Origin of the sequence: Actinoplanes palleronii (assembly GCF_016862315.1) — a bacterium.
Classification (GTDB): Bacteria; Actinomycetota; Actinomycetes; order Mycobacteriales; family Micromonosporaceae; genus Actinoplanes; species Actinoplanes palleronii.
In genome coordinates, this window is record NZ_BOMS01000088.1 from 113,687 (window position 1) to 127,024 (window position 13,338).

Below are 13,338 nucleotides of genomic sequence, written 5' to 3' on the forward strand. Positions count from 1 at the left end.
CGCGTCAACGTCGACGTCGAGGGCTCACCGCCGCCGAACCGGAGCCGGCGGATCAAGAGCTGGTCGGTCACGCGCTCCTGATCCGCGCCGAACCCGGTCCGCCTGCGGGGCGGACCGGGTTCGTGACCGGTTATGGTCAGAGCTTGCCGGTGCCCGCCCCGGCCTTCACCGCGGCCTTGACGTTGGCGGCCGCTTCCGGCGTGTACGCGTACGGGATCGCCGCGACGCTCGCCGGGTTGCGGACCAGCTCCGTACCCGAATTGACCTTGTAGTTGTTGAGGACCTTGATGTTGCCCAGATTCGTGTCACCGATGGTCATGGTGGGTTTGGCGACGTTCTCGAAATAGTTGCGCTCGACGAACACCCCGGCGTTCATGGCCGAGGCGACACCGTACGAACCGATGTTGCTGTAGTAGTTGTTCAGCACGTGGACCGGGTTGGCGAAGCGCACCCGGGGGTGGCGCTGGTTGGTGCCGTCGAACCAGTTGTGCACGTAGGTGGTGCGCAGGTGCCCGAGGTCCTGGGCGCCGTTGTCATCGCTGTGGCCGAGCAGCATCGACTTGTCGTGGTCGTGCAGGTGGTTCCAGGACACCGTGACGAAGTCCGAGCCGCGCTTGATGTCGATCAGGCCGTCGAAGCCGTTGGACAGGTCGTTGTGGTCGATCCACACGTTCGTGGAGCCGGACTGGACGTTGATCGCGTCGTCGCTGGCGTTCGTGAAGACCAGGTTCCGGATGATCACGTTCTTGACGCCGGAGAGGTTGAAACCGCCGCCGGTGACGCCGGAGCTCGCCCCGGAGCCGAGGACGGTCTTGTTCGACGCGACCGTGTACATCCCGGAGATCGTGATCATCCCGGAGATCTTGACGGTCTGCGCGGTGCTGGACGCCAGCGCGGTTTTCAGCGCCGCGGCGGTGTTGACGGTGACGACGGTGCTGCTGCCGCCGCCCTTGGTGCCGCCGTTGAGCGCGGCGAAACCGACCGGGCTGCTCTCCGCGGCGGACGCGTCGAGCTGGCCGACGGCCAGCATCGTGCCGGCGGCCAGGACGCTCACCGAGATCGCGGCGGCGGCCATGACGCGGCGCCGGCGGCGGGAACGGGCCGGAGGTGCGGTTGCGGACATGGGGGATCCTTCCGGGGGATTCAGTACGGGGCGGTGGCCGGCCAGACGATCTTGCTGTCCGGGATGGAGGTGTTCGTGAGCTGCTTGAAGTACGCCGCGGGCAGCACCGCCTGGCTCTGCAGGGCGGTGCCGATCAGCCGGGCGACCTCGATCGCGCCGTGCGCCTGGAAGTGCGTGTTGTCCGCGGCCCCGGCCGGATAGTTGGGGCTCTGCCCGGCGCTCAGGAACAGGAAGCACGCCTTGGTGCCCTCGACGCCGAGCCGGTTCCACAGCGCCATGCTGGACGTGCTCAGGTCGACGAGCGGCACGCCCTTGGCCGCGGCCAGCTGGCGCATCGCGGCCGGGTAGGCCCCGTGCGAGGCGGTGGCCACCCCGGCGCTGGTGAACCGGCGCCGCTCGACCGGCGTGATCAGGACCGGCTTCGCGCCCTTGGCCCGGGCCTTGTCGACGTACTGGCTCAGGTAGGACTGGTAGGTCGTCGCCGGCTCGGTGTACCGCGCCGGGTCGTCGGTCTTCTCGTCGTTGTGCCCGAACGAGATGAGCAGGTAGTCGCCGCTCCTGATCAGGCCGAGGATGTGGTCGAGCCGGCCCAGGTCGACGAAGCTCTTGGAGCTGGCGCCGGACTTGGCCACGTTGACCACGCTCGCGTCCGGGGTCAGGAACAGTTGCAGGGCCTGGCCCCATCCGGTCCGCGGCCGGTATCCGGTGACGTACGTCGAGGCCGTCGAGTCACCGGCGACGTACACGCGCACGGCGGTCGCGGCCGAGGCCGGTCGCGCCGTGACGAGCCCGGACGTGGCCCCCGCGGTGATCGCCGCGGCCGCGGTCAGCAGCGCGGATCTACGCGTTGGCATCAGCCGACCGGGTTCCACGCGTCGGTGCCGGCCAGGTACTTCTGCGGGGTGTAGTTTGCGGCCTGCGCGTCGGTGAGCTGCGTGCGGTTGCTGTTGACGGTCGCGCCGGCGCCGGTGTTCTTGTACTCGTAGAACCGGGCGTTCTGCCAGGTGTTGGTGGACATGTTGACCCACGGCTGGGCGGTGGCGATGGTGGCGCTCAGCGACGACTCGCGATAGGTCACCTGCGCGCCCTGGCCCCACGGCCGGCCGAGCTGGGTGGTGTCGGCGGTGGCGCCGGTGATCGTCGACTGGTAGATCAGGAAGCCGTACGTCTGGGCCGCCGGGGTGTTCGCCGCGGTGATCGGCCCGCCGGTGCTGCGCTTCTCGTAGATGGTGCAGGCGTGGAACACCGCCGAGCCGTTGCCGTAGATGAAGTCGACGGTCCCCTCGATGTACGAGTTCGCGATGTACGCCCGCGCACTGTTGTAGATCAGCAGGGTGTCCTGGTCGGCGGTGACCCGGACGTTCTTGAGGACCGCCCTGTCGCCGTAGAGGGCCAGCGCGAGCGCCTGCGACGCCGCCACGGTCTCGTCGTAGTCGTTGTTGAACGTCAGGTTGGTGGCGTTGAACTCTTTCGCCTGCACGTAGACGGTGGCCGACCCGGTGGTGCCGGCCGTCGAGGCGGGCTTGTTGTTGACGATCACCGTGGCGGACGGCGCCGAGCCCAGGCCCTGGAAGGTGATGAACGGCTTGTTCGACGGGATGACCACGCTCTCCCGGTACGTACCGGCCTTGATCGCGATCGTCTTACGGATGGTGTTGTTCGCCGGCACCGCGTCGACGGCGGCCTGCACGGTGCTGTACTGCCCGGTGCCGTCCTTGGCCACGGTCAGGCTGCCGGCCGGCGGCGTGGTGCCGCCGGTGACCGGGGTGAACGCCCACTGCTTGTTGCTGTTGGCCGAGCAGGTCTCCTGGATGATCGCGGCGCCGGACGAGGTCGACGCGCCCTTGTCGGTGACGCAGAGTCCACTGCCGACCCCGACGATCTGGTACGTGCCGGTGCCGCTCGCGGTGAGCCTCCACTGCTGGTTGGTCTGCGACGACACACAGGTGTACTGCTGCAACTGCACGCCGGAGGTGGTGGAGTGATCCGGCACGTCGATGCACTTACCGCTGTTGACGTTCTTCACCTGGTAGACCGAGCCGACCGCCACCAGCGTGAACTGCTGCCAGGTGGCACTCGGCGTGCAGCCCCACTGCTGCAACAGCGCGCTGTTCTCCTTCGACCCGGCGGTCACGTCGGCACACATGCCGCTCTTGGTCACCGCCAACTGGTACGTCACGCCGGCGGCCGGTGCTGCGGCCGCCTCCGACGGGAGCGCCGCGTAACCGGCCACGGCGCTGGGGACGGCCAGCACCACGGCGGCCACCAGCAACCGCGTTCTCCTTCTGATCCCTGACATCGCAGGTCCCTTCTAGGCGTCATCGATGGCTCTCCCGGCCGAGGACGACCCGGGGAGCCTGCCTAGTAGTTGCGCCAGCCGGCCGCCGATCACAGAAATCACGGAATTTCATAGCCGCATGTCGATCGGTGGCCGTCCGGATGGCATGCGCGAAGGGCGATCTGGCGCGACAACTGTGATAGACAGACCTCAATGACATGGGAGGTCGGATGGTTGTTCCGATCAGTCGACGCAGCGCCTTGACCGCCGGCGCGGTTACCGTCACCGGCCTGTCGATACCTCGACCCGCAGCTGCCGCAGCGCTCACGCTCGGGCCGTCCGGCCTGGCTCCGGGATCGCCGCTCCCGGCCAATCCGCGAGTCATCACCCATGTCACGTCGATGCAGAACGGGCACGGTTGGACTGCGGGGAACGTCAGCGCCAGCAACCTCAACGACACGACGACCTGTGCCCTGGGCACCCAGTCCGCATCGATCACCACCCGCAGTGACAACGTCGCCTCGACCCTGACCCGGACCGGGTTGTCGGTGAACCTGTCCGGCGCCAAGCACCTGCGGATACTCGTGCGCGTCGACGGGACCGACAATCTCAAGGGCCTCAATGTGTACGTGTCCTCGGACGGTGTGATCGCCAACTTCGGCTATGTCTACGTCCAATCGGAGACCCCCGACCCGGCCGTCCGCTGGCTCAAGGACGGCGAGTGGAAGTGGGTCACGCTGCCCTGGCAGTCGGCGACCGTCACCGGCAACCCGAACCTCGCCGCCGTCGACTCGTTACGGCTACGGGCGTTGTCCGCCGGCGGCACGACCTGCCAGGTGCGGTTGCAAGCCGTGCAAGTGATCGAGCGCCGGCCGGTCGCCGCCGGCGGCATCGTGTGTTTCACCTACGACGACTCGTACGCCTCTCAGTACACGATCGCGAAGCGCGACCTCGACAAGTACGGCTGGCCCGCCACCGCGTACACGATCGTCTCCAGCGCGCAGGACGCGGACGCGGGGAACACCGCCTATCTGAGCACCGCCCGGCTCAAACAGCTGCGGACCTGGTCGGGGTGGGAGATCGGGCCGCACGCCATGACCGCGACCGCCCACAACAGGGGCTTCGCTGGCGGCACCAATCCGCTGTCGGCCACCGAGCTCGACACCGACATCGGCGACACCGTGCAGTGGCTGGTCGACAACGACCTGACGGACGGGTTCATCGGGCACTGTTATCCGCAGGGCCGGTTCAGCACCGCGGTGCAACGGCAGATGCTGCGTGCCGGGGTGTCCTACGCCCGCGCCATGACCAGCACGGCGAACAGCGCCGAAACGGTGCCGCCGGCCGACTCGTACGCGATCCGCTGCTACACCCTCGACAACAACAGCACCCTGTCCGCCCTGCAGGCCCAGGTGGACGGGGTGGCCAACCACGGCGGGCTGCTCGTGTACTGCTGCCATGACATCGTCACCACACCCACGACATCCACCCAGTTCTCGATCGCCAACCACACGGCGCTGGTCGACTACGTGGCCGGCAAGAGCGGGATCCGCGTGATGACACTCGCCGACGTCATGCGCTCCCCACCCGGCTGACGGTCCGTAGGTCAGGCAGCGTCCGCGCGCTGGTAGCTCTCGTGGTGTCGGAGAGCGTCCTCGAGTTGGTTCTCGAGGATGATGATCCGGCAGGCGGCTTCCAGGGCGGTGCCGTGGTCGACCATTTCCCGGGCCCGTGCGGCGAGTCGTAACTGGTAGCGGGAGTAGCGGCGGTGCCCGCCGGCGGATCGGAACGGGGTGATCAGCTTCGCCTCGTCGAGGCGGCGCAGGAAATCCTGCGAAGCGCCAGTGATCTCCGCGGCGCGGCCCATCGTGTAGGCGGGGTAATCCTCATCGTCGAGCATGTCATCCGGTTGAGCCATACAGGGACCTCCATGACGAGGGCCCCGGCGCAGAAGCGCCGGGGCCCAGGGTTACGGGTTTACTACACCATCTACCAACAGGTTCGTCGGTTTGTCGTATCCGCACCGGCCGCGAACTTCAGCGGCGTGGAGTGCGAGGATCGCATACGCGTGACCGGAGACCACCTCACGTTCGATGGAGACTGCGGTGTCCACCCCAGAACCGGCACTGCGTCCTGACGGCGGGCGATCCAACGGTGTTCGACCCTCCCTTTCCTCTGCTTCGATTTTCTGTACTGCTGGTGTCGGAACCCCACGCAACGTCATGGCCCCGCGCACGTACAGCAGCTCATTCGTGCGTCAGGCAAAGCCCCGAACGTGCATCGGCCTTACCTGCATCGCCTTGACCTGGAGTTACGTCAAGGTCTTGTCCTGCTGGAGTGCGAACTCCATTGCGGTGCCGAGCGAGCCACGAACATCCGGGCCCTGCTTGACGCTCGGCTTGCGACGTCTGCGTCTTCAACGATCTTTGCTGTCAACGGGAGAAACGTTAATCGGTCCTGCCAAGAAAGTCTAGTAGGTTCGGCACAGATTTTCTGAGCCGCCGCTACCACCCCCGGTGCCGCCGGCGTGCAGTTCAGGACGGGGGCGCCTCCGCTCGGCCGGCGGTTCCCGGGCCCTGACATTGCTCAGGCCAAGGCCAGCAGCCGGGTGCGGAACTGCCGGCCGTCCTCGTTGCCCTCGAGCAGGATCCGCAGCGAGCCACGGTCGTTGAGGTTGCCGCCGACCCAGTGCCCGGAGAGGGAGAAGCTCGCCTCGGCCGTGGGCTGCGCCAGGCCGAAACCTGCGGTACTCAGCGACGTTCCGGCCCGCAGGTCGCGCAGATCGGTGCTGACCACGCCGACGCCCGTCGCGGTCGCCGTGACGACCGTGAACCGGTTCTCGCCGAGCAGGTAGAGCACCTCCATGACGGTGGGCCGGCGGAAACGGCGGGGTGTCTCGGCGCGGGTCAGGCAGCAGAGCGAGCCGGCGGTCAGCGCCGCCTCGGCAGCCGGGCGCAAGGCGTCCGGGATCTCCGCCGCGCTGATCAGTCGGGTGGACAGCTGGGGACCGCTCATGGTGCTCCTCGGTCGGACGGACGTGCCGCCGCCATTGTTCACTGCCCACCCACGCCTGGTTTACAGGCCGATCTGGGAGTAGAAGGACTGGTTGTCCCAGAACAGGAACTCCTCGTCCATGTAGCGCTTGCGCTTGTTCCAGATGCCGATGGTCGCCATGTTGATGGCGTACTTCTTGCCGGTCGGTGCGATGTATCCGCCCTTGCCGTCCGGCATGGGGCGGGAGAAGGTGCCGCGCATGACGCCGGTGACGGCGGTGAACTCGTTCAACGCGATCCGGATCGGGTGTTCGAGGATCCGGGTGTCGGGTGCCCAGACGAACATGGCGGCGAGGTCGGCGATGTGCTTGTCGATGCCGTCGGTGTAGTGCCCGTCGGGCCAGTGCACGCGGATGGTGGGGGAGTGGCTCTCGCCGAGCCGGGACCAGTCGGCGTGGGTGAACACGTCGAAGTCGAGCTCGTCGAAGGCCTTCAGGTGTGCCTTTTCGGTGCTGCTCAGGCCGTGCGGGAAGGGCGGGTTGGGCACCGGGGTGCCGGCCGGGTCGGGCATCGGCGCGGTGCGGACGGCCTCGTGCGCCAGGGCGGGCGAGCCCTGAGCGAACGCGCCCAGGGCCAGGGCGCCCAGCGCGACGGCGCCGCTGTCGCGCAGCAGGGTGCGGCGGTCGGACATGACGATCTCCTCGGTTGTCGCTGAACGGCAGGAGTCAGTGGGAGACGGCGAAGCCGCCGGTCCAGGTGATCTTTTCGCCGGCGGCGAGGGTGATCTGCAGGAAGCCGAGGGCTTCGAGCTCGCGGGCGCGCTTGAGGCCGCCGGCGTCGACGGCCTTGAGTCCGGCGGCAGTGACCACGCCGGTGAGCAGGGCCTTGGCGTCGGCGTCGTCGCCGGCGATCAGGACGGTGGTGGTCTCGGCGCCGACGCTGCCGCCGACCAGGGTGCCGCCGAAGTTGGTGTTGAACGCCTTGAGCACTGTCGAGTCCGGCAGCTGGGCGGCGATCTCGGCCGCGGCGGAGCCGTCGGCGGGGACGGTCAGGCCGTCGAAGGTGGCGAAGTCCACCGGGTTGGTGATGTCTACGACGATCTTCCCGGCGAGCTGCTCGCCGCGCTGCGCGACGATGTCGGTCACCGCGCTGTACGGGACGGCCAGCACGACGATGTCGCCGGTGACCGGGGTGCCGGTCTGCGCGCTGTTGACGGTCTCGACGGTGTTGCCGCCCTTGGTGACCAGTCCCGCGATGGCCTGACCCATGTTGCCCGTCCCGATGATGCTGATGTGCGCCATGACATCCTCCCGGATCAATTGGTTGTAGCTACAACCATGCGCGCACACTCAGGTTGAAGCAACAACTATTGTTGTTGCAAGTTTCACAGGGCGATCGGGAAGAGACGGGCGTCTGGCCCGCTGACCTCGGCCTCGGAAGCCGAGACTTAACGGGCTGCTCGACGGCGGCTGGATAAAGTGCCCGGGCGGACCCACGGCGAGCTGACGGCGACCGGCCCGGATCGGTCACCGGCGGCCGTGCCCGGATTTCGGCTTTTTCGCCTTCTTCGGCTTCTTCGGGTGCGGGGCGGTGACCGGGGCGGCCTTCGGTTTCGGCGGGTTCAGCGCCGGGCGGCGCGCCGGTGTGCCGGTCCCGGTCGTCCGGCGTGGGCGGCTGTCCGGGCGCGCCGTGGCGGTGGTCCGGACCGTGACCGCTTTCACCGGTGGCGACGTGGTCGGCGCCGTGCTCGGTGCCGTGGTGGCCGGTGTCGCGCTGACGCCGGCGCTGCCGGGGCAGGTCGCCGGGCACGACGTCTCGGAGCCGGTGGCGGCCAGGGTGTCGGCCGGGGTGGCCAGGTTCCACCACAGTCCACCGCCGGTCATCAGCACCACGGCCGCGGCGGCGGCCAGCAGGCCCCGCCGGGGACGGCGCACCGCCGGGCCGGTCAGGTTCAGCGTCGGCGTGGCCACCGCGCTGCGCATCACCCGGCTCGACGGCAGTCCGGCGATCTCGCCCAGCCGCTCGGCGACCTCGATCGCCGAGGGCCGGTCCGCGGGATCCTTGGCCAGGCAGCGCGTCACCAGCTGGACGACCGGTGCCGGCAGGCCGGGGACGGCCGGCAGTGGTGCCGGGCGCGCGTACACGTGGGCGCGCACCATCTGGGTGACCGTCGAGGCGTCCCAGGGCATCCGGCCGCACAGGGCCAGGTAGAGCAGCAGGCCGAGGGCGTAGACGTCGGTGGCCGGGCGGACCGGTGCGCCGCGGATGCGTTCCGGGGCCAGGTAGGCGGGCGTGCCGAGGATCTGGCCCTTCTGCCCGTCGACCGCGCCGACGATGGCCGAGATGCCGAAGTCGACGAGCTTCACCCCGACGCTGGTGACCATGACGTTCGCGGGTTTGACGTCGCGGTGCACGATGCCGGCCGCGTGCGCCGCGGACAGGGCCGCGGCCACCTGCGCGCCGACCAGGACGGCGACCTTCCACGGCAGGCTGCCGGCGGTGAGCATGTCGGCGAGGGTGCGCCCGTCGACGAGTTCCATCACGACGTACGACGAAAGCCGCCCCGCGTCGAGGAACTCGCCGTAGTCGTGCACCGCCACGACAGCGGGATGGTGCAGCCGCGCGGCGGTGCGGGCCTCGTCGTGGATCTGGCGCCGCAGCAGCGGGTCGGAGGCCAGCGCCGGCGACAGGACCTTGACGGCCACCTCGCGGCCGAGCACTTCGTCGTCGGCGCGCCACACCACCGACATGCCACCACGGCCCAGCTGCTCTCGCAGCCGGTACCGGCCCGCTATCACACTCTGCGACTCCACGATCATGCTCGATGCCCCGTGGGGCCGCAGCGAAACGTGGGACGGGATCACCCGTCGTGGTCCTCGCGCTCCCACAGTGCGTGATGGTGCCGGGCCCAGGAGCGGGACACGAACCCGGTGCGCAGCCCGGCCCGCGCCTCCGGGTCGTTGGAGGCGATCCAGATGTGCCCGGCCACCAGCGCGCCCAGCAGCAACGCGCCCCAGTCGTGCACGAACGTCGCCCCGATCCGGGTGACCAGCGGTGTCAGGTGCGGGAACCACAGGATCAGCCCGGTGCCGGTCATCACGAGCACGGCGCCGGCGGCCAGCGCCGCGTACATCTTCTGTCCGGTGTTGAATTTGCCCGCGGGCCGCGGCAGCCGGCGCAGGGTCGCCCGCAACCAGCCACGGTCGTGCGGGCCGAAGCGGTTCAGCCGGGCCAGGTCGGCGCGGAAGGCGCGCGAGAGCAGCCCGGCGAGCACCGGGATCAGCGCCAGGACCCCGGACCACTCGTGCACGGTGACCAGCAGGGCGCGCCGGCCGAGGATCTCGCCGAGCCCGGGCAGGTACAGGAACGCGGCGGTGATCATGGTGGTGCCGAGCAGGGCGGCGGTGCCGCGGTGGATCCAGCGTTCGGCGGGGGTGAACCGGCGCAGCGGCGTGTCATCAGGTGGGATCGTCACCACGCCCGTTCGAGCTGCCGACCCAGCCGTCGATGTCGTAGCCGCGTTCCTCCCAATAGCCGGGCGTGACGTGGTCGGTGACCGTGATGCCGGACAGCCACTTCGCCGACTTGTAGAAGTACATCGGCGCGGCGTAGAGCCGGACCGGGCCACCGTGCGCGTCGGTGATCGCCTCGTCGCGCATCCGGTCCGCGACGAGCATGTCGGGCCGGAGGGCCTGCTCCAGGGTCAGGCTCTCGGTGTAGACCCCGTCGAAGCAGGTGAAGCGCAGCGCGGTGGCGCCCGGGCGGACCCCGGCCGCGGCCAGCAGATCGGAGAGCAGCACGCCGGTGAACGCGGTCTGCGGCACCCGCCAGCCGGTCACGCACTGCACGTCGCGGACCAGGCGGGTGCGCGGCATCCCGGCCAGCTGATCCATCGTGTACGTCGCCGGCCGCTCGACCAGCCCGTCCACGGTGAGCCGGTAGTCGCCGGGGAAGCGGTGCGGGATGGCGTCGGCCACCGAGTAGAAGCGGAACCCGCCGCCACCGGGCAGCAGCCCGGTCAGCCCGGTCGGGTCGTTGGCGGCGACGGCGGCCAGCGCCCCGTCGGTGGCGTCCTGCACCCGCGCGCCGAGGGCGACCCCGGCGGCGCCGAGCGCGAGCACGCCGAGCACGATCCGCCGCCCGACGGGCCGGCCCCCGCGGTCGTCGCTGTCCGGCTCGGGTGCGCTCATGCCCGCCACGGTACTGCGATCCTTCTGACCCAGCCTCCTAGGACGCAAAGGCACTGTGCCCGTTTCGGTCAATTCCGTCGCTTCCCCGCCGATAAGGAGAAGCGCCGACAGGGCGAAGCGGACCACGAATCGGGAGGCAGGGCGGACATGCACGGCAGCGACCAGCTCGGGCACGGCAGCAGCCAGGCCGCCGACGCCGGCGAGGCCGCCACGGCAGCCGTCCAGGAAGCCCTCGGCGGCCGCACACCCACCGCCGCCGACCTGGTCCTGGTGTTCCCGACGATCGACTACGACCCGCACCAGTTCTTCGCCGCCGCCCAGCGGGCCGCCGGGGACGCGCAGGTCGTCGGCTGCACCTCGTTCCGCAGCTTCACCTCCACCGCGAACCTGCAGCGGGGCGCGGTCGCCGTGCACCTGCCGGCCGGCGGGCTGAGCTTCGGGATCGCGCTGCACGACGAGATCGGCCGGGACGTGCTCGGCGCCGCGCAGGCGGTCACCGCCACGGCCCGCGACCGGGCCGGTCCCGACGCCGGGCACCCGGTGCTGCTGATGCTCTCCGACGGGTTCGCCGGGGACCAGCGGGCCGTGGTCCGCGGCGCCTACACGGTGGCCGGCGCGACCGTCCCGATCATCGGCGGGGCGGCCGCCGAGAACCTCTCGATGACACAGACCTTCCAGTACGCCGAGGGCCGCGTCGCCACCAACGGCCTGATCGCGGTCTGGATCAACTCGCCGCGGCCGCTGGGCATCGGCGTCGAGCACGGCTGGCACGCGATCGGCGACCCGATGATCGTCACCCGGGCCAAGCGCAACATCATCCACGAGCTGGACGGGCGGCCCGCCGTCGAGGTCTACCTGTCGCAGCGCGGCACCGACCTGCCGCCGGGGGTGCGCGAGGGCCTGTGGGACCGGCCGTTCGCCCGGGCTGCGCTCGGTCACCCGCTGGGCCTGGCCGACGCGCTGGGCCGGTTCGCCGGCCGGCACATCCTCGACCGCACCCCGGACGGCGGGCTGGCCATGTTCGGGCACGTCACCGAGCAGTCGGTGGTGCAGGTGATGGCCGGTGACCACGGTGATCTGCTCGACGCCGCCGCGCGCAGCGGTGCCGACGCCGCCGCGCAGCTCGGCCGCCCGGCGCGCGGTGCGCTGGTGTTCAGCTGCGCGGGCCGGGTGCATCCGCTCGGCGAGCACATCGAGGCCGAGGCGGTCGCGGTGCAGGCCGGCACGGGCGGGGCGCCGATCGCGGGTTTTTTCACCTACGGCGAGTTCGCCCGGGTCACCGGATCTACCGGCTTCCACAACGCGACCGTGGTCACCCTGGCCCTCTGAGACCGATGACGGAGACGACGATGCAGACGATTCCGGCCGCCCCGGCCGAGGAACTTTCCGGTGAGCTGGTCCGCTTGCGGGCCGCGCTGGTCGAGGAGAGAGTCGCTTCGGTACGGGCACTGGCCCGCGCCACCCGGCTGTCCCAGCTGGTGAACGCGCTCGGGCAGGTCGTCGACGTGGCCGAGGTGTTCGACCGCGCGGTGTGCGAGGTGGCCGAGCTGTTCGGCGCGGACATCGCCGCCGTGTTCACCGGGGAGGGGCGCCTGGTCGCCTCGTGGGGGCTCGGTGACACCCCGGACGCGAACCGCACCCCGGTGCGCGGCGCCCGGCTGCCCAGCACCGAGTCGCCGGTGGTGGCCGGGCCGGTCGCCGACTTCGAGGTGCCCGGGTGGCTGGCGGCCTACCAGCCCCGGCACCTGACCTGCGGGCTGCTGACGGTGCGCGACGAGAGCCCCGGTCACCTGCTGCTGGCCCGTCGCGCCGACATCGCTTTCGACAACGCCGACCTGCAAGAACTGGCCGCGGTGGTCAGCCGGATCTCGCTCGCGGTGGACAACGGGCGCCTTCATCGTCGTACCCAGGAGCAGTTGCGCCGCAGCCAGCAGCTGCATGAGGTGACCGCGGACCTGGCCCGGATCGAGGATGTCGGTGAGGCCGCGCAGCGGCTCGCCGAAGCGGTGGTGACGCACGTGCCGGTCACCGGCGCCGCGGTCCATCAGGGTGACACGCCGGTCGGGCGGGCCGGCACCACCGTCTACCTGGACCGGCTGGTGCTGGGCCTCGGCGGTGACGCGGGCAGCTTCGGCACGCTGGTGATCGCCGGAGCGCCGGCGGCCGGGACCCTGGGCCGCACGTTCCTGGAGCACCTGGCCGAGGTCGGCGGGCTGGCGCTGGAGAAGGCGCTGCTGTTCCAGCGGATGCGCGAGCAGGCCGAGACCGACGCGCTGACCGGGCTGCCGAACCGGTCGCTGTTCCTGCAGCGGCTGACCACCGCGGTGCACCGCCGCCGCACCGGCGGCCGCGCGCTGAGCGTGCTCTTCGCCGACCTGGACGGGTTCAAGTCGGTCAACGACACGCACGGGCACGAGGCCGGTGACCTGCTGCTGACCCAGGTGGCCGGGCGGCTGCTCGGCGCGGTGGGTGACGCGGGCACGTGCGCGCGCCTCGGCGGGGACGAGTTCGTGGTGCTCTGCGAGGGCGGTGACGCGCAGGCGGTCGCCGATCGGGTCCGCGAGGTGCTCGACGAGCCGTTCGTGCTGGACATGCCGGACGGGCCGCTGCGGGTGCGGGTCGGCGGCAGCGTCGGGGTGGGCACCGCGGCGCCCGGCGAGTGCGACGCGGACGTGCTGCTGCGCGACGCGGACGCCGCGATGTACACGACGAAACAGGCCCGCAAGGCGGCCGCCGCCATCGTGTAGACATGTG

13 protein-coding genes are annotated in these 13,338 nt (G+C 70.4%); 3 read left to right on the forward strand and 10 right to left on the reverse strand.

The genetic code is table 11. The annotated features are described in order from the left end of the window. Positions 1-136 precede the first annotated feature (136 nt). From Apa02nite_RS28100 to Apa02nite_RS28110, 3 genes are all read right to left on the reverse strand, one after another. Positions 137-1,075 carry a pectate lyase family protein gene (locus Apa02nite_RS28100; protein ID WP_203827708.1) on the reverse strand — a complete coding sequence of 313 codons (939 nt, stop codon included), beginning with the start codon at positions 1,073-1,075 and terminating at the stop codon, positions 137-139. A 68-nt stretch (positions 1,076-1,143) separates the two neighbouring features. Next, positions 1,144-1,977 carry a rhamnogalacturonan acetylesterase gene (locus Apa02nite_RS28105; RefSeq protein WP_203827665.1) on the reverse strand — a complete coding sequence of 278 codons (834 nt, stop codon included), beginning with the start codon at positions 1,975-1,977 and terminating at the stop codon, positions 1,144-1,146. Beyond that, a complete protein-coding gene (locus tag Apa02nite_RS28110; RefSeq protein WP_239164630.1) occupies positions 1,977-3,389 on the reverse strand; it encodes a pectinesterase family protein in 1,413 nt (470 codons plus the stop codon). Before Apa02nite_RS28110 ends, Apa02nite_RS28105 begins: the two co-directional genes overlap by 1 nt. A gap of 413 nt (positions 3,390-3,802) precedes the next feature. On the opposite strand from Apa02nite_RS28110, the gene Apa02nite_RS28115 reads away from it, so the two are divergent. Further along, the gene (locus Apa02nite_RS28115; protein ID WP_203827667.1) at positions 3,803-4,996 is read left to right on the forward strand and encodes a polysaccharide deacetylase family protein; all 1,194 of its coding nucleotides are present in this window, start codon (positions 3,803-3,805) and stop codon (positions 4,994-4,996) included. 11 nt (positions 4,997-5,007) lie between these two features. Here the strand turns inward: Apa02nite_RS28115 and Apa02nite_RS28120 are convergent, their stop codons facing one another. The 7 genes from Apa02nite_RS28120 to Apa02nite_RS28150 form a co-directional block, all read right to left on the reverse strand. Next, complete coding sequence (locus Apa02nite_RS28120; protein ID WP_203827668.1) at positions 5,008-5,319, reverse strand: MerR family transcriptional regulator; 312 nt, start codon at positions 5,317-5,319, stop codon at positions 5,008-5,010. Between the two features lie 668 nt (positions 5,320-5,987). Next, complete coding sequence (locus Apa02nite_RS28125; RefSeq protein WP_203827669.1) at positions 5,988-6,416, reverse strand: hypothetical protein; 429 nt, start codon at positions 6,414-6,416, stop codon at positions 5,988-5,990. Between the two features lie 60 nt (positions 6,417-6,476). Beyond that, on the reverse strand, positions 6,477-7,085 hold the full coding sequence (locus tag Apa02nite_RS28130) for a nuclear transport factor 2 family protein (protein ID WP_203827670.1): 609 nt from the start codon (positions 7,083-7,085) through the stop codon (positions 6,477-6,479). A 34-nt stretch (positions 7,086-7,119) separates the two neighbouring features. Beyond that, complete coding sequence (locus tag Apa02nite_RS28135) at positions 7,120-7,695, reverse strand: NADPH-dependent F420 reductase (RefSeq protein WP_203827671.1); 576 nt, start codon at positions 7,693-7,695, stop codon at positions 7,120-7,122. A gap of 225 nt (positions 7,696-7,920) precedes the next feature. After that, positions 7,921-9,213 carry a serine/threonine-protein kinase gene (locus tag Apa02nite_RS28140; protein ID WP_203827672.1) on the reverse strand — a complete coding sequence of 431 codons (1,293 nt, stop codon included), beginning with the start codon at positions 9,211-9,213 and terminating at the stop codon, positions 7,921-7,923. A gap of 41 nt (positions 9,214-9,254) precedes the next feature. Next, on the reverse strand, positions 9,255-9,869 hold the full coding sequence (locus tag Apa02nite_RS28145; protein ID WP_203827673.1) for a cytochrome b/b6 domain-containing protein: 615 nt from the start codon (positions 9,867-9,869) through the stop codon (positions 9,255-9,257). After that, complete coding sequence (locus tag Apa02nite_RS28150; protein WP_203827674.1) at positions 9,853-10,584, reverse strand: molybdopterin-dependent oxidoreductase; 732 nt, start codon at positions 10,582-10,584, stop codon at positions 9,853-9,855. Before Apa02nite_RS28150 ends, Apa02nite_RS28145 begins: the two co-directional genes overlap by 17 nt. A 147-nt stretch (positions 10,585-10,731) precedes the next feature. On the opposite strand from Apa02nite_RS28150, the gene Apa02nite_RS28155 reads away from it, so the two are divergent. Together Apa02nite_RS28155 and Apa02nite_RS28160 are read left to right on the forward strand one after the other, a co-directional pair. Beyond that, positions 10,732-11,913 carry an FIST signal transduction protein gene (locus Apa02nite_RS28155; RefSeq protein ID WP_203827675.1) on the forward strand — a complete coding sequence of 394 codons (1,182 nt, stop codon included), beginning with the start codon at positions 10,732-10,734 and terminating at the stop codon, positions 11,911-11,913. Between the two features lie 20 nt (positions 11,914-11,933). Further along, a complete protein-coding gene (locus Apa02nite_RS28160) occupies positions 11,934-13,331 on the forward strand; it encodes a GGDEF domain-containing protein (RefSeq protein ID WP_203827676.1) in 1,398 nt (465 codons plus the stop codon). The last annotated feature ends 7 nt before the right edge of the window (positions 13,332-13,338 follow it).